Below are 14,836 nucleotides of genomic sequence, written 5' to 3'. Positions count from 1 at the left end.
CTCAGCCCAGATGTGCGCGCAGGCGCGCCAGGTACCAGAGCATGAATTTCTCGACCAGTCCTTCGGTATAAGGCGAATAAGGGCCGGGCACGTAAGCCGGGTCCGCGACCCCGCGCTGCGTCATCTCCACCAGATCGGCATCCTGACGGTTGGTCACGTTCCAGATGTCGGTCAACTTCTCCAGATCATAATCCACACCTTCCACGGCATCCTTGTGGACCAGCCATTTGGTGCGGACCAGCGTGCGTCCCTCATCCAGCGGCAACGCGGTGAAGGTCACGACATGATCGCTCATGAAATGATGCCACGAATTGGGCTGGGTCCAGAAATGCAGCCCTCCGGCTGCCTTGTCGCTGATCGAACCGAGCGGAACGCGGCAGGCCGCCATCGTGTCCATCGTCTGGCTTTCGCCCGCGCCGTCCAACGGCAGGCGTTCGGTGCGAAAACCGGTGGGGCGGTCGTCCAGATGCTCGATCAGGCGCGAGGGCAGGCCCGCTTCCTCCCAGGCCGCATGAGAGGTCTGGCGCAGCGTTTCGTACCGTGCCGCCTGTTCCTGCCCTTCCGGCGTCAACTCCTCAGGAGCGAAGCCGAACCCGTAGGCGAAGAGCGGAATCGTCAGTTCCGGATGATTGGGCGTGCAATGGTAGCATTCGCGATTATTTTCCATCACGAGCTTCCAGTTGCCATATTCGACCAAGTCCGCCGAATGCGCGACGCGCGTGTTGCGCAGATCATGCGGTGCCAGATACGGCTCGATCTGCCGCGCCAGATCGTCGATATCGTCGGGCGGCGTTTCCGCCAGGCATATGAACAGCAACCCGCCGACCGAGCGCATCGCCACCGGGCGCAGCCCGTGGCAGGACGGATCGAAACCGTCGCCCATATGTTCGGCGAATTTCAGGTCGCCATCCAGCCCGTAGGTCCAGGCATGATAGGGGCAGACCAGATTGCCGACGATGGACGGTCCCGGCGGCAACAGCCGCGCGCCGCGATGGCGGCAGACATTGTGGAAGGCACGAACCTGCTCGTCGTCGCCGCGGACGATCACGACGGACGACGCACCGATATCCACCGCCAGCGCATCGCCAGGCTCCGGCACCTCGCATTCCACCGCCACATAAATCCAGTGCTGGTGAAAAATGGCATCGATATCGGCCCGGAAGATTTCCGGGTCGGTGTAGAACGCGCCTTCCAGCGCATGTCCCGGTCGACGACGGGCAATCAGGGCCCTTACCGCCTCGGCATCGTATTTCGGCATGGCACAACGCTCTCCATCGGCCGGCGGCCGTCCTGTTGCGAAGGGCGACGGGCACATCCGCCTCCTAGTCCCCACCCAGGACATTACGATATCGATATGCTGTCCCTATTTCCTTTTTCCGTCATCCATTTTTTTCAGACCGCCAGAAGCGAGAAAGAAATGCCCTGCGCCACTTCGCGCAGTTGCGCCTCGACATATGGCCCGAACGACCGCCAGACCTCGATGTGAAAGGACTGGGCATCCGTGCGCCAGATCATCGCGCCGGCCTTGTCCAGCAGTGTGCGCGTCATCATCCCGACCGGGAAGGACGACAGCGCGAAATCCAGCGGGCAGAGACCGGCCAGAATGTCGGCTGCCCGTGCGCCCTCCAGCATGAAACCGACATTGCGGTCGCTGACTTCCACCAGACTGTGCGGCACCGTGGCCAGCGCGGTATCCACCCCGGCGCGTCCGTCCGGCGTAGGCAGGATCAGCAGTTCGAACGGCCCCAGCCTCAGCGCCGTTCCACCCGTGCCCGATGCCGCACGCAGCATCGGCGGCGGGGCCGCCAGCCCCAGCGATGTGGCGGCGGCATCCAGCGCCGCCGCGCGTCCCTGCAATACCAGCCGGACCATGGGGGGCAGGCCGGCAAGCGCACAGCCTTCGGCGATCTCAACCATTCAGGCGCGCCCCCTCGGGATCGTAGAAGACAGGATCAACCAGCGTGACCTTCAGCGCCGGCCCATCCAGGCGCAGCGCATACAGGGCGGCGCCCATCCGGCCACGGCCGCCCTTCACCATCGCAATCGCAATGGAGCGGCCCAGCGCTGGACTGAAATAGGAGGACGTCACATGCCCCTCCGCCGATGTCGGAATCGGGGTTTCGGCGGCGGTGACAAGTTGCATGCCTTCTTCCAGCATCGTCCGGGGGTCGTCGGTCAGCACGCCGACCATCTGCAACCGGTCCGGCGCGTACATGGCCGGCAGGGCAAGGGCCCGCTTGCCGATGAAATCCGGCTTGACCTTGCTGACCGCCCAGCCGCAGCCGACATCGGCGGGGGTCATGGTGCCATCGGTTTCCTGCCCGACGATCAGGTAGCCTTTCTCGGCCCGCAGCACATGCATTGCCTCGGTACCATAGGGCGTCAGGCCCAGTGACGCCCCAGCCTGCCAGACACGATCCCAGACCGCCTGCGCCTGGCTGGACGGCACATTGATCTCATAGCCCAATTCCCCGGTGAAACTGACGCGGAACAGCCGCATCGGCACGCCGCCGATACTGCCCTCGCGCAGCGTCATGTGCGGCATCGCACCGGCCGAGATATCCAGCCCGTCCACCAGCGGCGCCAGGATGTCGCGCGCGCGCGGCCCCTGAAGCGCGATCACCGCCCATTCTTCGGTGATCGAGGTCAGCCATACATCCAAGTCGGCCCACTCGGTCTGGAGGTAATCCTCCATCATGTTCAGCACGCCTGCCGCCCCGCCGGTGGTCGTGGTGACATGGAACCGGTCGGCGGCAATCCGCCCGACCACCCCGTCATCATAGACAAAGCCGCTATCGCGACACACCAGCCCGTAGCGGCATTTGCCGACGCCCAGCTTCGTCCAGACATTGACGTAGAAGCGGTTCATGAATTCCGCCGCGTCCGGGCCCGCCACTTCGATCTTGCCAAGGGTCGAAGCATCGAAGATGCCGGCCGCCGCACGCACCGCGCGGCATTCGCGCGCCACTGCCGCCGCCATGTCCTCGCCCACGCGGGGGAAATAGCGCGCCCGACGCCAAAGCCCGACATCCTCGAACACCGCCCCCTGCGCGCGCGCCCACGCATCCATCGGCGGCAGACGCAGCGGATCGAACTGGTCGCCGCGCGCATGGCCGGCGAAGGCGCCGAACGTCACCGGCGTATAAGGCGGTCGATAGGTCGTCAGCCCGATCTCCTCCGGCCTGCGCCCCAGCACGTTGGAGACAATGGCCAGCGCGTTGACGTTGGAGCCCTTGCCCTGGTCGGTCGCCATGCCGGTGGTGGTGTAGCGCTTGACATGCTCGATGGAGCGGAAACCCTCCCGCACCGCCAGTTTCACATCCTTGGCCGTGACATCGTTCTGGAAATCGACAAAGGCCAGCGCCAGATGGCCGGGGCCACGACGCGGCAATGCGCCCGCGAAGCCCCCCGTCCCCGGCGCGTCCTGGCGCGTCACCGCCCATTCCGGCCCGCTTTTGCCACCCGTCGCCGCCAGTCCGGCAGCGACCCCGTCGCGCAGGACGTCGTCCAGCGCAAACATGCCCCGGCACGACCCGGCCGACCGCACGCGCTCGATCGATTCGCCGGGGAGATAGACTCCCAGCGCATCGTCGAAACGCAGCGCCCCGCGCGCCTGGCTATGCAGATGCAGGCTGGGCGTGAAGCCACCCGACATCAGCACCAGATCGCACGAGACAGTCCGTCCCTTCCCTACCCCACCATCCGCCCCGACCGGCGCCAGTTCGGCCCCCGTCACCCGCAGATGACCATGCGCGCGCTGAATGGTGGTCGCAGGCAGAATTTCGATTCCCCGTGCCCGCACGGCCTCGACCAACGGGCCACCCGGCGTGGAACGCAGATCGGCAATCGCCGCGATTTTCACTCCGGCCTCGGCCAGATCCAGCGCTACGCGATAGGCCGCATCGTCAGCCGTCACCACCACCGCCTTGCGGCCACAGGCGACGCCGTAGCGATGCAGATAGGTCCGCGCGGCGCTGGCCAGCATGATGCCGGGGCGGTCATTGCCCTCGAAGACCAGCACCCGTTCCAGCGCGCCCGCCGCCAGCACTACCTCGCGCGCCCGCACCTGCCAGATCCGCTCACGCGGCATATGGGCCGGCGGCGTCGCCAGATGGTCGGCCAGGCGCTGGTTCAGCGCCACCATGTTGTGCGGACCGTAATTGAAGGCCGAACAGCGGGTCAGCAATTGCACATTCGGCAGCCGCTCCAGTTCGGCGACGATGCGCGCCACCCACTCCCCACCGGGTAAGCCATCGATGAGGCTGTACGTATCGGCCAGCAGGCTGCCGCCGAATTCGGCATTCTCATCGCACAGGATAACCCGCGCCCCAGCCTGCCCCGCCGCTAGTGCCGCCGCCAGGCCGGCCGGCCCGCCGCCCGCCACCAGCACGTCGCAATGGGCATAATGCAGCGCATAATGGTCAGGGTCCGGCTCCGTGGGCGCGCGGCCCAGCCCGGCAGCACGACGGATCAGCGGTTCGTAAACCTTGTCCCAGAACCCGCGCGGCCACATGAAAGTCTTGTAGTAGAACCCGGCCGGCAGTAGCGGCGCCGCCAGCGTGTTCAACGCCCCGATATCGAAGCGCAGGCTGGGCGCGCGATTCTGGCTGACCGCAACCATCCCGTCATGGATCTCGACCTGGGTCGCGCGCAGATTGGGCGTGTACCGCCCTCCCTCGCCAACGCCGATCAGCGCGTTCGGCTCGTCCGACCCGGCGGAAACCGGGCCGCGCGGCCGGTGATATTTGAAGGACCGCCCCATCAGATGCCGGCCCTCTGCCAGCAGGGCGGAAGCCACTGTATCGCCAGCATACCCCCTGACCATCCGCCCGTCGAAGCGGAAGACGACAGGCCGCGTGGTATCGATGCGGCCGCGACCGGCCAGCCGGAAAGCGCCGCTCATGCCGCGTCTCCCACGTCGGGCCGAGGCGTCCCGATTTCATAGAAGGCGTGGAACCGGTCGGTCCGCGTATCGCGCAGCGCGTTGAAGAAGCGGCCACACCCATGAGAATGGCGCCAGCGCTCGGCCAGAACACCCTTGGTATTGTCGCGCAGATACAGGAACGCGGCCCATTCCGCCTCGGACACATCGGCGGCGGGGCGGGCGATATGCGCCTCCCCCCCATAGGCGAATTCGATTTCGGCCCGGGGACCGCAATAGGGACAATCGATCAGAAGCATGACAGTCTCCGCCGCGTCAGTGCGCGACCGCCGCCGCAGCGGCTTCGTCGATAAGGGTGCCGTCGCGAAAACGCTCGATGGTGAAAGGCGCGTTGATCGGGTGCGGCTCATCGCGCGCGATCGTCCAGGCGAACAGGTTCGCCGCCCCCGGCGTCGCCTTGAAGCCACCGGTGCCCCAGCCGCAATTCACATAGAGGCCCGGCACCGACGTCTTCGCCGTAATGGGCGAGCGATCGGGCGTGTTGTCGGTAATCCCGCCCCACGACCGCAGCATCCGCAGCCGGCGGAAATCCGGCACCAATTCGCAGATCGCCTCCAGTGTGTGGGCCGGAATGTGCAGGCCCCCGCGCTGGGTGTACGACACATAGGAATCGGTGCCGGCACCGATCACCATCTCGCCCTTGTCGGACTGGCTGATATAGGCGTGGATGGTGTTGGACATCACCACGCAGGGAAAGGCCGGCTTCACCGGTTCGGACACCAGCGCCTGCAACGGATTGACCTGCAGGGGCAGGCGGATGCCGGCCATCGCCAGCACCACCGAACTATGGCCCGCCGCCGACACGCCGATCTTGCCCGCACGGATCGGTCCCCGCGTCGTCTGCACGCCCGTCACCTTGCCCGATGGGTCGCGGTCGATGCCCGTGACCTCGCAATTCTCGATAATGTCGACGCCCAGGTCGCTGGCCGCCCGCGCGAACCCCCAGGCCACCGCATCATGCCTTGCGGTACCGGCGCGGCGTTGCAGCGCGGCCCCCAGGACGGGATAGCGGATGTTGGGCGAGATGTTCAGCGGCGGACAGAACGCCTTGGTCTCTTCCGGCGTCAGCCATTCATTATCGATGCCGTTCAACCGGTTGGCATAGACATGCCGCTTGAAGACCTGCACGTCATGAACCGTATGCGCCACCATCAGGCAGCCGCGCTGGCTGAACATGACATTGTAGTTCAGCTCTTCCGAGAGGCCTTCCCACAATTTCAGCGCATGTTCGTAATAGGACGAACTCTGCTCGAACAGGTAATTCGACCGGATGATGGTGGTATTGCGCGCGGTATTGCCGCCCGCCAACCATCCACGTTCGACCACCGCAATGTTACGCAGCCCATGCTGCTTGGCCAGGTAATAGGCCGCGCCCAGCCCATGGCCACCGCCGCCGACGATGATAATGTCATAGCTCGGCTTCGGCGCGGCCGAACGCCACTGAGGTCGCCACCCCAGATGACGTCCCACTGCCTGACGGGCCAGGGAAAACGCGGAAAATTTCTGCATGGCGATCTGACTTCACCTCCGCACCGACACGCGCGATCGTGGGCGATGATGGAAGCCGCACCCGGGAAAATCTTTTACAAAAATGACACGCCACTTGCATGTTCGCGACATCATGGCGATCGCGTGGATCACCCCGTCATGGGCCGCGACAGACGACGTGTAGCTTGTTGCCCTCCGGATCGCGAACATAGGCGCCAAAATAATCGGGGCTATAATTGGGGCGCAGTCCCGGCGCACCCTCGTCGCTGCCGCCATGAGCCATGGCGGCCTCCCAGGCAGCGCGCACCGAATCATGGCTGTCCGCCGCCAGCGCACACATCCCTCCATTGCCCGGGGCCGCCGGCCGGCCATCGAACGGGCGGGTGAGGTATGGCTTCGGTCCCGCCTCGTCCTTACCCCAGCCGGCAAAGCCACCGTCCTCGTCGGTCCAGATCCGGGCAATGCCCAGCGGGGCCAGAAATGCGTCATAGAACGGGATCGCGCGGGCAACGTCGTCAACACCGATGGTTACATGGCTGAACATCGATCAAGCTCCCGCTGCCAATGGTCAGGTCTCCACGGGCACATCCTCAAGATCGACGCACCAACCCGCCTGCGAGGTGGTGAAGATCTGCCGGCGCGGCCGTATACCAGGGTCATCGTCCCGCATGCCGGCCGGAACGATCATCAGTTGCCCGTTTCGCGTAGCGTGCGGAACCGGCGTGCCACAGGCACGACAGATCGCAGTGGCAAAGCTGCTGGCCTTCAGCAGGTCCCAGCGCATGCTCCCATCCGGACCGTCGGAGATCCAGACCATAGCCTTCGGATGGGCAATCAGGTTGGCGGCGAAAGCCGACCCCGTCGTTTTGCGGCAGCGGCCGCAATGACACAGCACGAAATCCAACGGCGCACCGTCGGGACGATAGACGACCGCGCCGCACAGACAGCTTCCGGTCAGGGGGCGGCCAGCGCCCACGCTCCCGTCAGCGAATGACGACATGAATGTCGGTCGTCCAGGACTGTCCCAGCGGCGTTACGACCAATATGGAAAAGCGATCCTTTCCCAGCGCGCCGGGAGCCGGATGATAGATAGCCCGCACACCCTGCTGAGGTCGCAGATTGCAGGTTCGCCGCTGACTGCCGACCGCATAGTTGGGATAATACGCGCCCGGTTCGATCGTCACCGTGCCATGCGTCGGCGCCTCATGCACCCGCACCGTGATTTGGCCCCCGACCGAGCAGTCGGGATTCAGCATGAACCATGTATTGATTATGCCGGGCTGCCCAGCAGCCACCGCGAAGTCCCGGACGAAATGGGCATCGGCCGCCGGGCCCGCCAAGACATCGGACCTGGCAACGATCCCATCGGTACGCCGCTCAACACAACTGGCGAGCATGAGGGATGCAGCGAATAGAAGAGGAATGGCGGCTCTCATCGGCAACGCTCTCCACCGGTCACGTCCAGGATGCCAGATTCCCTCCCTGCCGTCAGCCATTCTCGGCCGCATTTCACGGATCATGAGGGCGATTTTAGAATCGCCTCCCCCACACCATCAGCGTCGGCGGGTCACCTCATACAGCGCGACCGCCGCAGCATTCGAGACATTCAGGCTTTCCATATCGCCCGGCATCGCCAGTCCAGCGATCTCGTCGCAATGCTCGCGGGTCAGGCGCCGCAACCCGTCTCCTTCGGCCCCAAGGACCAGGGCGGCGCGTCGCTGCCCGAACGTTCCTCCATCCAGCACGCCCCCGCCGGCATCCAGTCCCACGACCCAGAAATTCTGTTCCTTCAGTAGATCCAAGGTACGGGCCAGATTCACCACGCGCACCAGCGGCACGACATCCAGTGCGCCCGAGGCGGCCTTGGCCAAGGCCCCAGTCTCGTCGGGTGCATTGCGGTCCATCACCACGACGGCGGCGGCGCCGAACGCGGCGGCGGAACGCAGGATCGCCCCGACATTGCGTGGATCGGTCACCTGGTCCAGCAACAGCAGCGGACCAGGCCGCTCCACGGCATCCTCGATCGCCAGGGGCGGCAGGATATCGGTCAGAATCGCGATGCCCTGGTGCACGGCATCACGACCGCACAACGCCTCGAACCGTGCCCGATCGGCCCGCTGGGGCTGCATCGGCAGGGAGGAGCCCAACCGCTGGCGCAACGCGGCCTCGCCCTCTTCGGTCGTCAGAATCTGGCGGATTCGCCGCTCCGGATTGGCCAGGGCCGCCAGCGCTGGGTGCAGCCCATACAGCCAGTAGGTTCCGCGCGGCGTGGTCCCGCCACTGCGCCGGGGCGAGCGGAAAGACTCCCGACCGGCGGTTTCCGCCCGGTTATCGGTCGAATGAGAAGCGATTCTGGCGTCCGGACGACGCGGGGGACGGGTGCGCATTTCCTCGATATAGGACGAACCGTTCCCCCCGTCACGACATGCAGCAAGAGAACGTACGACAAGACCATTGACACGTCCGGCCGATGGCCTTAACCACCCTCTCCAGCACGGAAGGGTGCCCGAGTGGCTAAAGGGGGCGGACTGTAAATCCGCTGGCGTGCGCCTACGTTGGTTCGAATCCAACCCCTTCCACCATTCTTTCAAGAAAAGATGGTAAACAGAATTGTCACAATAAATGCAGAAGAACGCCATCTTCCTCTGCAATAACCAGACAATCTGCACAGAGCCAAGCCGGGCAGCGCCTTTAAGTCACGCCCCGCTTACTCGACACAAGCGCACGGCCACTTGGCGGCTTGAAGCATCGCACATCAGAAATGCATACTGACATCGCCCCTTGCCTTTCCACAGGCTACACTTTATCCGGGCCGGGAGAAAATAGGCCGTCAGGCCATGGTCCGGCTTGACAGAAACCTTCATTCCCAGCATTTTTATTGCGCGGTATTAAAAACATGTGATTACGGTTTCCGAATTACAACGTCCGTTGCATTCAATGCCTCCGGAGACCCTATGACTTGCAAAAACGCAAGACAGTTACATACTTTACGAGAACTCGCAGCGAATAGATCGCAAAAATCTGCGCCGAATTGTTTGTTTAAATCCAGTTAATTGCCCGCATTCCCGATTTGGGCCAACGCCATGTCATCGACACGAATCCGAAAGCCGATCAGGTTAAGATGCTGATACCTCGCCTGTCATTCGGGAAGCTTGTGCATGTTTCGTCAATTCTGATGACTCTGCTGCTGGCGATGAACATGCACGCCCTCGCCGGCCACCTGAAAGGCGACGCCATAGAGGCCGATGACCCGCCCACGCAGGACACAGTCCCGCAGCCACGCCAGAGCAGATCCGCAGAAAACACAGATCCAAATCCAAACGCCGAGAGGAATGCCACCGAAGGGTGGATCTCCGCCCTGCCCTCCGATGATCGCGACGCGGGGACGCGCCCCGCAACCGCGCAGGCAACCGTTGCCCGTCGCGCTGAAGCATGCGCGGACGGCGATTGCCCTGATGTGGCGAAGGCAGCGGTGGCGACAGTAACGCCGAAACAGGGCGCCGATCCCGAAGTCGACAGGGTGGAAACGGATCTGGTCCAGAATATCCTGGCGAGACAGTCGACCTTCGAGAATGAACAGAAAAACCTGGAAGAGCAGAAACACATCCTCGATGCCGCCCAGGCGGCACTCAATAAAAAGATGCGGAGCCTGGATAGCTCGATAGCCGCGCTAGCCGAACGGCAGGCCGCGCATCGCGAAACGATGTCGGCCGAGACAGACAGGCTGGTACGAATCTATGAGGAAATGCCTCCCAAGGAGGCCGCCGCAGTCTTCAACATCATGGACATCCACGTCCTCGTTTCCGTGGCCAACAAGATGGCTCCCCGCAAGATATCGGCCATCATGGGGTACATGATGCCCGAGCGGGTCAATATCGTTTCGCAATACATGGCGGGGGTCAGGACATTCCGCCCCCTTCGCACATCCTTCGACGGCACGACCGGACAGCCTGTGGATTCGGGGACATTGACCTGGTGGTCCCAATCCAAAGCCAACCAGAAGCAATCCGAATCCGACAAGGACGCACTGAAATTGTCGCGCCAGTGACCGCTTCCTGCGCGACCAGGCGGATCCCTAACAGCTCATCCAGATTGGAAATAATCATAGCTGAAGCCCAGGATTCATTACGTTCAAGAATTTCGCGAAAGGGGTTGTTTTCCTTGCGAAGGTTTTGCACGGGAAAAACGACGCCGCCAGTTGTGAAGGCGCACGTGCACGGGCATATTCCGTGTCATTCATCCATGCTGTATTTTGGATCGACCAGGCGCGACGCGACCGGAACGCAGTGTTACTGAGGGGCAGGAACTAGCAGTCATGACAATCAAGCGCGGGGCGATGGTTCTGATGACCGCACTTCTCGCGGGCTGCTCCGCCGACACCGTCACCCAGCACCTCACGGGCCGTGAGTGCAATGCCGGTTATATTCAGGAAGGCGAGGATTGGTGCGCGCCGCCGGCAAGACCACCCGTTCCGCAGCCATACTGTACGCAAAGCTGGAATGGCGTAGATTGCTGGGGTCGTCCGGACCAAATGCCAAATGTCGCGCGGCAGGTAGCCCAAGGACCCACAGGCCTGACTCAAGACCAGAATGCAGACCGACTGAACATGGACGTCAAACAGGCCCCGCCGACCAACGACTATCTTCCCTGATACAGTGAAACAGAAGCTAAGTTTCGGAACACGCGCCCCCGCGCGGCAGGCGCCCCATCCGCCTGTCGTCTCATGATGAAATCCGGTTTTTTGGGGTTTTCGTCATGAATTGCCGTTTCTCCCTTCCTGAGAAGACGGGCTGCGCTATGATGGCGACACAGTGCTTCCGGATCGCCTTGATGCGCCTGACAGCGCGATGGCAACGCGAACTGCAGAGATTTCGAATGATCAAACTTCCTGGGGATTGCGTGAAGTCCCGGTCCAGCACTGTATCAACGTAGCGGTTTCCTTATGCAGAATTTATTGGCCGGCCTTAAGGGGCTGGGGCGTACACGATTGATGGTGATGGGGGCTGCCGCTGCAGTCCTCCTTGCGGCGATCGGTATCTTTGCCTCCCGGACCAGCGGCCAGTCGATGGCCCTTCTTTATGGTGGTGTCGACCTCAACGAAGCCGCCCATATGGTCGACGACCTGACCAAAGCCCATATCGCCACCAGAACGAGCAACGACGGCACAAGCATCTATGTGCCGCAGGACCAGGTTGCCAATGCGCGACTGCTGCTCGCCAAGGACGGCCTGCCGAGCGGCGGAAGCATCGGATACGAACTGTTTGACAAGAGCGCGACTCTCACCAGTACGCAGTTCGAACAGACGATCAACGAAACTCGGGCCATGGAAGGCGAACTGGAACGATCCATTCGTCTCCTCCAGGGGGTGCGCAACGTTCGGGTTCACCTCGTCCTTCCTCATCGCGACCTGTTCTCGACCCAGACCAGCCCGTCCCAGGCCAGCGTGGTACTCGATATCGGCCGCGCGGGCCGTATCGCGCCGGACGGTATCCAGGCCATCCAGAACCTGGTGGCGGCAGCCGTCCCCGGCCTGCGTCCGCAGAATATCTCGATCGTCGACACCCGCGGCGACGTCCTGGCCAAGCCTGGCGATCCGGACAGCACGGATGGGCAGGAAGCCTCCCTCGACAAATTCCGCCACGCGGAAGAACAGCGCCTTGCACAGGCTGCCGAAGAGATCCTGGTGCCCACGCTGGGCAGCGGCCATGTCCGCGCGCGGGCGGCCGTCACCATCAATACGGACGAAATTCGCGAAACCGAGGAAAGCTACGACCCCAATCAGCAGGTCCTGAGATCGCAGCAGACGACATCGGACAAGAGCGTCAATACCGAAGCGACGCCGAACACCTCAGTCGCGAACAACCTTCCTAATGCCAGTGCGAACCAGAACAATCGCACCGGATCCAACGATGACCGCGAGGAAGAGACCGACAATTACGAAATCGGCAAGCGAGTCCGGATCATAAACCAGACTCGGCCAAGAGTCTCCAAGATCAGCCTGGCCGTTCTGGTGGACGGCACATACGCCAGGGACAAGAACGGCAACGATATCTGGAAGCCGCTGGACACCGCCGAGGTCGACAGGCTGACAGCCTTGGTCAGGACGGCTGTCGGCTACGACAAGAGCCGTGGCGACGAAGTCAGTGTCGTTTCCATGCGCTTCATGTCGGACCAGGAAGGCAGCTTCGCAGCGGACAAATCCAGCCTGTTCAGCCGCGATAACATGCTTTACGTGGCCGAATGGGTTGTTCCCATCCTCCTGGCGGTCGGCGCCATCTTTCTGGCGGTCCGGCCCATGCTACGACGCGGCAAGGACCTGCCGGCGCTTCTCGCGACGACGCACCTGGAATCCTTGCCGGGCGGGCCACCGGCTGCCGCTGCCGACCTTCCGGGTCAGGGCGCACCTGCCTTGGCCGCCGCCAAGGACGATGAAGACGAGACTATCTCTATTGCAGGGATCGAAGGCAAACTGCGGATGGCCGCGCTGGCAAGAGTGTCGGACCGTATAGAGCAGAGCCCCCGCGAGACCCTCTTCATTATCCGCAACTGGCTGTCGGCTCCCGATATCAAGAAAGGACGCGACCGTGAGTGAAACCGCGATGGAAGCCACGTCGGGACTCATGGCGCCCTCACCCCTTGTAGCCCGTCTGTCCGGCAAGCAGAAAGCCGCAGTCCTTATGCTGGCCATCGGACGCGACAAAGCAGCGAATCTGCTGAAACTGCTGCATGAAGACGAAATCCGCGACATTTCCATTGCGATGGCCAGCCTCGGTATCGTGACGGCTGAAACGGTCGAGAGCGTCTGCCAGGAATTTACGAAGAACTTCGAATCGCCGGACGGGCTGGTGGGTACATATGAAACCACCGAGGAATTCCTGCGCCGGGCGTTACCCCCCGACCAAGTTGAAAAGATCATGGACGAAATCCGTGGCCCCGCTGGCCGGACGATGTGGGACAAGCTGGGCAACGTGCAGGAAACCGTATTAGCCAACTACTTGCGCAGCGAATACCCGCAGACCGCCGCGGTCATCCTGACCCGTCTGCAGCCCGCACACGCCGCCCGCGTCCTGACATTACTGCCGGACGATTACGCCACCGATGTCATGATGCGGATCCTGCATATGGAGACGGTGCAGCGCGAAGTTCTGGACAGCGTCGAAGCCACGCTGCGTTCCGAATTCATCTCGACCCTCGGTCGGCCGGCCCGGCGGGATAGCTACGAATTGCTAGCTGAAGTCTTTAACAATTTCGACCGCAAGACTGAGACCCGCCTGATGGAGGCGATGGACAAGCGCAATCACGACGATATGGAAAAAGTGAAGGCGTTAATGTTCACCTTCGAAGACATCAAGCGGCTGCCGCGCGACTCGCTCATGCGGATCATCAACGAAATCGACCGAGAGAAATTGCCGCTGGCCCTGAAGGGCGCCTCCGACACCATCCGGAAGCTCTTCCTGCAATGCATGTCCAAACGTGCCGGTAGCATCCTCCTCGAAGAGATCGCGTCGCTAGGCCCCGTCCGCGTCAAAGATGTCGAAACGGCACAGGGCGAAATCGTCGGCATGATCAAGAACCTGGCCAACGCCGGTGAAATCGACCTGACCGAAACCGCCGGCAATGACGAGATCATTCCGTGACCTCTCCACTTTCCTCCGGCTGGTCGGATGTGCCTGACATGGGGGGAGCAGACGCCCGCCCCAAGGCCGCGCGAGCGGCCGACAGTAGTCGCGCGCCCCGTCCATTGATCGACCTGGAGGATTTTGGCGCGGCCCCGGGGCTCGACCCGGACCGCATCGCGGCAACCGAAATCCCTGCCGCCGAGCCCACACCCGATCCCAACCTTGTCACGATGCATTGCGACGACCTCGCGTCTCTGCGCGAAGCAGCGTTCCGCGAAGGCCTCGAGCAAGGTGCGAAGGAGAGGGAAGAGGCCCTGCACAGTGAATTCATATCCCGTCTGTCATCTCTCGCCGCGGCGTTCGAAACCGAGAACGTCCGGCGGCATCAGGTCGTCGAGGACGCTACCCGAGCCTTCGTCGCTGCCGTGGTGGAGATCGTCGGGGGCCTGCTGGCTCTGGACAGCACGATGCTTGTCGGGCTGGAGCGCGACCTAGTCGCGGACGCGGCGTGCTTCGCCAGGGAATGCGAAGGCGATGTCACAATCCGCTGCCGGGAGGCCGATGCGCATTCTCTGGGACAGGTCGCCGGGACAGACGGGCGCATTCGTATAGAAACCGTACCCGATACCGGACCCGCCGCCATCAGTATCGTTTCGGCGGCGAATAACATTGTCATCGATCCGCAACAGTGGCGAAAATCAATTGCGGAAAAAATTATCACCGCCGTCACGGCACTGGCCGGACAGCGCGCAGATCAGCCAACACCGAAAGCTTAGACCAGGCGGAG

General features: G+C 62.9%; 14 protein-coding genes and 1 tRNA gene. 6 read left to right on the top strand and 9 right to left on the bottom strand.

Going from position 1 to position 14,836, the window contains the following annotated elements; genetic code table 11:
* Position 1: 1 nt before the first annotated feature.
* The 9 genes from HLH29_RS01750 to HLH29_RS01710 all read right to left on the bottom strand — a co-directional run bounded on the left by HLH29_RS01750 (position 2) and on the right by HLH29_RS01710 (position 8,817).
* Complete coding sequence (locus tag HLH29_RS01750; protein ID WP_182964297.1) at positions 2-1,258, bottom strand: aromatic ring-hydroxylating oxygenase subunit alpha; 1,257 nt, start codon at positions 1,256-1,258, stop codon at positions 2-4.
* 134 nt (positions 1,259-1,392) lie between these two features.
* Positions 1,393-1,917, bottom strand: a complete 525-nt coding sequence (locus HLH29_RS01745) for a sarcosine oxidase subunit gamma (protein ID WP_182964296.1) — start codon at positions 1,915-1,917, stop codon at positions 1,393-1,395.
* A complete protein-coding gene (locus HLH29_RS01740; protein WP_182964295.1) occupies positions 1,910-4,903 on the bottom strand; it encodes a sarcosine oxidase subunit alpha family protein in 2,994 nt (997 codons plus the stop codon). The genes HLH29_RS01745 and HLH29_RS01740 overlap by 8 nt, the downstream gene beginning before the upstream one ends.
* Positions 4,900-5,181, bottom strand: coding sequence for a sarcosine oxidase subunit delta (locus HLH29_RS01735; protein WP_182964294.1), 282 nt, complete (start codon positions 5,179-5,181; stop codon positions 4,900-4,902). The genes HLH29_RS01740 and HLH29_RS01735 overlap by 4 nt, the downstream gene beginning before the upstream one ends.
* A 16-nt stretch (positions 5,182-5,197) precedes the next feature.
* The gene (locus HLH29_RS01730; RefSeq protein ID WP_182964293.1) at positions 5,198-6,451 is read right to left on the bottom strand and encodes a sarcosine oxidase subunit beta family protein; all 1,254 of its coding nucleotides are present in this window, start codon (positions 6,449-6,451) and stop codon (positions 5,198-5,200) included.
* A 136-nt stretch (positions 6,452-6,587) separates the two neighbouring features.
* A complete protein-coding gene (locus HLH29_RS01725; RefSeq protein ID WP_182964292.1) occupies positions 6,588-6,974 on the bottom strand; it encodes a VOC family protein in 387 nt (128 codons plus the stop codon).
* A gap of 24 nt (positions 6,975-6,998) precedes the next feature.
* Positions 6,999-7,430, bottom strand: coding sequence for a GFA family protein (locus tag HLH29_RS01720; protein ID WP_182964291.1), 432 nt, complete (start codon positions 7,428-7,430; stop codon positions 6,999-7,001).
* Complete coding sequence (locus HLH29_RS01715) at positions 7,414-7,866, bottom strand: hypothetical protein (RefSeq protein WP_182964290.1); 453 nt, start codon at positions 7,864-7,866, stop codon at positions 7,414-7,416. Before HLH29_RS01715 ends, HLH29_RS01720 begins: the two co-directional genes overlap by 17 nt.
* A gap of 117 nt (positions 7,867-7,983) precedes the next feature.
* On the bottom strand, positions 7,984-8,817 hold the full coding sequence (locus HLH29_RS01710) for a TrmH family RNA methyltransferase (protein WP_182964289.1): 834 nt from the start codon (positions 8,815-8,817) through the stop codon (positions 7,984-7,986).
* 109 nt (positions 8,818-8,926) lie between these two features.
* On the opposite strand from HLH29_RS01710, the gene HLH29_RS01705 reads away from it, so the two are divergent.
* The 6 genes from HLH29_RS01705 to HLH29_RS01680 all read left to right on the top strand — a co-directional run bounded on the left by HLH29_RS01705 (position 8,927) and on the right by HLH29_RS01680 (position 14,825).
* Positions 8,927-9,012, top strand: a tRNA-Tyr gene (locus HLH29_RS01705).
* Positions 9,013-9,605: 593 nt separating this feature from the next.
* A complete protein-coding gene (locus HLH29_RS01700) occupies positions 9,606-10,478 on the top strand; it encodes a MotE family protein (protein WP_246373634.1) in 873 nt (290 codons plus the stop codon).
* 267 nt (positions 10,479-10,745) lie between these two features.
* Positions 10,746-11,081 (top strand): hypothetical protein, encoded by a 336-nt coding sequence (locus tag HLH29_RS01695; RefSeq protein WP_182964287.1) that lies wholly within the window; start codon positions 10,746-10,748, stop codon positions 11,079-11,081.
* Positions 11,082-11,372: 291 nt separating this feature from the next.
* Entirely contained in the window at positions 11,373-13,022 is a 1,650-nt protein-coding gene (gene fliF / locus HLH29_RS01690; RefSeq protein WP_182964286.1) for a flagellar basal-body MS-ring/collar protein FliF, read from the top strand.
* A 28-nt stretch (positions 13,023-13,050) separates the two neighbouring features.
* The gene (gene fliG, locus HLH29_RS01685) at positions 13,051-14,067 is read left to right on the top strand and encodes a flagellar motor switch protein FliG (RefSeq protein WP_182964440.1); all 1,017 of its coding nucleotides are present in this window, start codon (positions 13,051-13,053) and stop codon (positions 14,065-14,067) included.
* A gap of 104 nt (positions 14,068-14,171) precedes the next feature.
* On the top strand, positions 14,172-14,825 hold the full coding sequence (locus HLH29_RS01680; protein ID WP_182964285.1) for a FliH/SctL family protein: 654 nt from the start codon (positions 14,172-14,174) through the stop codon (positions 14,823-14,825).
* The last annotated feature ends 11 nt before the right edge of the window (positions 14,826-14,836 follow it).

The organism is Gluconacetobacter tumulicola, assembly GCF_014174215.1.
GTDB classification, from domain to species: domain Bacteria; phylum Pseudomonadota; class Alphaproteobacteria; order Acetobacterales; family Acetobacteraceae; genus Gluconacetobacter; species Gluconacetobacter tumulicola.
This window is presented reverse-complemented; position numbering and strand designations above follow the sequence as displayed.

Excerpts from the sequence above, each read along its gene's own strand:
- HLH29_RS01720 (WP_182964291.1), bottom strand. The coding sequence starts at position 7,430 with ATGTCGTCATTCGCTGACGGGAGCGTGGGCGCTGGCCGCCCCCTGACC.
- HLH29_RS01735 (WP_182964294.1), bottom strand. The coding sequence starts at position 5,181 with ATGCTTCTGATCGATTGTCCCTATTGCGGTCCCCGGGCCGAAATCGAA.
- HLH29_RS01700 (WP_246373634.1), top strand. The coding sequence starts at position 9,606 with ATGACTCTGCTGCTGGCGATGAACATGCACGCCCTCGCCGGCCACCTG.
- HLH29_RS01750 (WP_182964297.1), bottom strand. The coding sequence starts at position 1,258 with ATGCCGAAATACGATGCCGAGGCGGTAAGGGCCCTGATTGCCCGTCGT.
- HLH29_RS01710 (WP_182964289.1), bottom strand. The coding sequence starts at position 8,817 with ATGCGCACCCGTCCCCCGCGTCGTCCGGACGCCAGAATCGCTTCTCAT.
- fliF (WP_182964286.1), top strand. The coding sequence starts at position 11,373 with ATGCAGAATTTATTGGCCGGCCTTAAGGGGCTGGGGCGTACACGATTG.
- HLH29_RS01740 (WP_182964295.1), bottom strand. The coding sequence starts at position 4,903 with ATGAGCGGCGCTTTCCGGCTGGCCGGTCGCGGCCGCATCGATACCACG.
- fliG (WP_182964440.1), top strand. The coding sequence starts at position 13,051 with ATGGCGCCCTCACCCCTTGTAGCCCGTCTGTCCGGCAAGCAGAAAGCC.
- HLH29_RS01730 (WP_182964293.1), bottom strand. The coding sequence starts at position 6,451 with ATGCAGAAATTTTCCGCGTTTTCCCTGGCCCGTCAGGCAGTGGGACGT.
- HLH29_RS01745 (WP_182964296.1), bottom strand. The coding sequence starts at position 1,917 with ATGGTTGAGATCGCCGAAGGCTGTGCGCTTGCCGGCCTGCCCCCCATG.
- HLH29_RS01725 (WP_182964292.1), bottom strand. The coding sequence starts at position 6,974 with ATGTTCAGCCATGTAACCATCGGTGTTGACGACGTTGCCCGCGCGATC.
- HLH29_RS01695 (WP_182964287.1), top strand. The coding sequence starts at position 10,746 with ATGACAATCAAGCGCGGGGCGATGGTTCTGATGACCGCACTTCTCGCG.
- HLH29_RS01715 (WP_182964290.1), bottom strand. The coding sequence starts at position 7,866 with ATGAGAGCCGCCATTCCTCTTCTATTCGCTGCATCCCTCATGCTCGCC.